Origin of the sequence: Streptomyces silaceus (assembly GCF_001419745.1) — a bacterium.
In the GTDB taxonomy this organism is placed as follows: domain Bacteria; phylum Actinomycetota; class Actinomycetes; order Streptomycetales; family Streptomycetaceae; genus Streptomyces; species Streptomyces silaceus.
On record NZ_LIRJ01000157.1, the window covers coordinates 1 to 2,424 of the forward strand.

The 2,424-nt window shown below is 68.4% G+C and carries 1 protein-coding gene and 1 pseudogene; one reads left to right on the forward strand and one right to left on the reverse strand.

Annotated elements, in window-relative coordinates:
* Positions 1-669: 669 nt before the first annotated feature.
* Positions 670-777: pseudogene (locus AOK22_RS42770) on the forward strand (IS982 family transposase); the annotation flags it as partial.
* A 2-nt stretch (positions 778-779) separates the two neighbouring features.
* On the opposite strand, the gene AOK22_RS16380 reads toward AOK22_RS42770, so the two are convergent.
* Positions 780-2,384: a thiamine pyrophosphate-binding protein gene (locus tag AOK22_RS16380; protein WP_063795276.1), complete on the reverse strand. Its 1,605-nt coding sequence runs from the start codon at positions 2,382-2,384 to the stop codon at positions 780-782.
* Between the last annotated feature and the right edge of the window lie 40 nt (positions 2,385-2,424).

Sequence of the window (2,424 nt, forward strand, 5' to 3'; positions counted from 1 at the left end):
CGACGCGGTGCGCCCGGTGCGCCGGGACGATCAGCAGGCGCTCCACCCGCAGGATCCCGGACCGCACCGGGGCCGCCAGTCTCGCCACTGACCGACCAGAGCGGATACCCAACGTGGGCATCCGCCCCCGGGCCTGCGGTGGTAGGTGACAAGGCCCGCCGTGGTAAGCGATGTGCCTGTGCGCCATAGACGACCAGATTGAGGATGCGCGCTCCGAGTCGCGCTCCAGGTCGTCTTCCGGGTCGTGCATCGAGGCGCGTTCCGGGTCGCGTCACTCCAGAGGGCTCCACGCAGGAACGCGCAGCTTACCGGCCGTTTCTGCGAGATCGGTGGCGCCGACTATTTCCCTGAGAAGCCCTTTTGGACGGCGCAGTGAAGTCCGGTCCGAGGTCTCGCCGGCCTTCCCGTACCCCCTAGACGAGCTATTCCGATTACTGCTGGTGATCGGAAGGTCGCCTTTCGTTCGCGTGGGCTCTGGGCGGGAGAGATGATGGTGCCGACCGTGTGTATGGGGCTCGGGGACAAGCAAGGTCTGTGAGCAGATGCCTGGCAACAGTGACCGCAGTCATCGCCGGGATGCAAAGCAATTCAGGGAACCGCCTTTCCTGACGCGTCGTAGTGAGCTCGGCTGCGCCAAGCGGTTGGCTATCCCGAGTGGCACAGGCCGAACCGGTGTCGTGCGGCATGTCCAGGCCGACGGTGAAAGGCTCGGCGATGGCGGGCTGGACGGGATACGGGTACTGCGCCAGCCACTTACGGTTCCTCTGGGGCCTTCGTCACTAGCCCTCGTCGAGGACGGCCTCGACGAGGAACGGACCTCCAGTGCCGTACCCGTCCCGCATGGCTGCCATGAGTTCAACACTCGTGCTGACACTTCGGCTGGGCACCCCCATGGACTGCCCCAGGGCGGCGAAGTCGACCATGGGTTGGGTCAGGTCCATGCCGAGGAGGCGTTTCACTCCTGGTTGCCGGTGGTGCCAGTTGTCCTTCAGGACGCGGTACTCGCGGTTGTTGGCGATGACGAAGCCGATCGGGAGGCCCAAGTGAGCTGCGGTCCAGAGGGATTGCGGGCTGTACATGGTGGCGCCGTCGCCAACCGTGCACAGCACCCGTCCGCCCGGGTGGGCCAGGCTGACGCCGATGGCCGCGGGCATGGCCCACCCGAGGCCGCCCGACACCCACTGGTACCGGTTCGCCTCCTCCAGGCGCAGTGCGGCGCGGATGCTGCGTGCCGCGTGTGGCGCCTCGTCGACGACCAGGGCGTCGTCGGGAAGTGCGGCGGCCAGAGTCGCAGAGAGACTCTCCAGCTCAAGTGGCTTGTCTTCGTGACTGGTTGGTGGTGCAGCCGTCATTCGCTGGGGAGCCTCCGAGGTCGGCAGCGACGCGAGCAACTCGCGCAGCGTGGGCCTCAGATGCCCGTTCAGCGCGCGGTCGACCGGGGTGTCGAGGCCGGGGCCCGTCGGATCTGCGGAGATCTGGACGACGTGTGTGTCCTCGTCCAACAGCGGTCCTGGAGCGTAGGGGTAGTAGAGCGGGAAGGTCCGGGATCCCACGACGAGTACCAGTTGGAACGGGGCGAGTGTGGAGCGGATGCCCGGCAGGTGAGTGGGCAGATAGCCGCGCCACAGCGCATGTGCTGTGGGGAAGGGGTTGGTGGCCGGCCAGCCCGCTCCCCACACCGGGGCGCCGAGTGCCTCGGCGAGGGCCAGGCCCTCGGCGGGAGCGTGGCGCGCCAGTTCGTCCCCGTAGACCAGCGCGATGTCATCGGCCGGGGTTTCGTTCAGCAGCTTGGCGAGGCCGTCCGTGGGTGCGGCGGCGGCGTAACGCACGGCCGTACGTCGTGGCGGGGGCGGGCCGATTTCGTCCAGCAGGTTCATCGGTAGTGAGACGAACACCGGTCCTGTCGGTGGCGCCTGGGCGACCCGGAAGGCGTGGCTCAGTACCTCGCCGAGTTCCTCACGGGTGCCGACCTGGTGGGCCCACTTGACGGTGGGCGTGGCCATTCCCGTCAGGTCGCCCGCCAGTACCGGGTCGCGGATGAGGTGGCGCAGGTCCTGCTGCCCTGCGGTGACCACCATGGGTACGCGGGCGGCCGCGGCGTTGGTCAACGCGCCGATGCCGTTGCCGAGGCCCGCGGCCGCGTGCAGGTTGACGAAGGACGGGCGGCCTGCGATGCGGGCATGGCCGTCCGCCATGGCCACCGCGGAGGCTTCCTGGAGTGCGAGCACGTAGGTGATGTCGTGTTGGTCCGCCAGCTGCTGGATCAGGGGGAGTTCGGTGGTCCCGGGGTTGCCGAAGACGTGGTCGACGCCTTCTTCGCGCAGAACGCGCAGCACGAGTTCGGCACCGCTCAGGCGCGGTGAAGCGACAGCGGGTGTCGTCATGGGGAGGCTCCAGATGGTGGGTGGGGGACAGGGGCTGGAG

Excerpts from the sequence above, each read along its gene's own strand:
- AOK22_RS16380 (WP_063795276.1), bottom strand. The coding sequence starts at position 2,384 with ATGACGACACCCGCTGTCGCTTCACCGCGCCTGAGCGGTGCCGAACTC.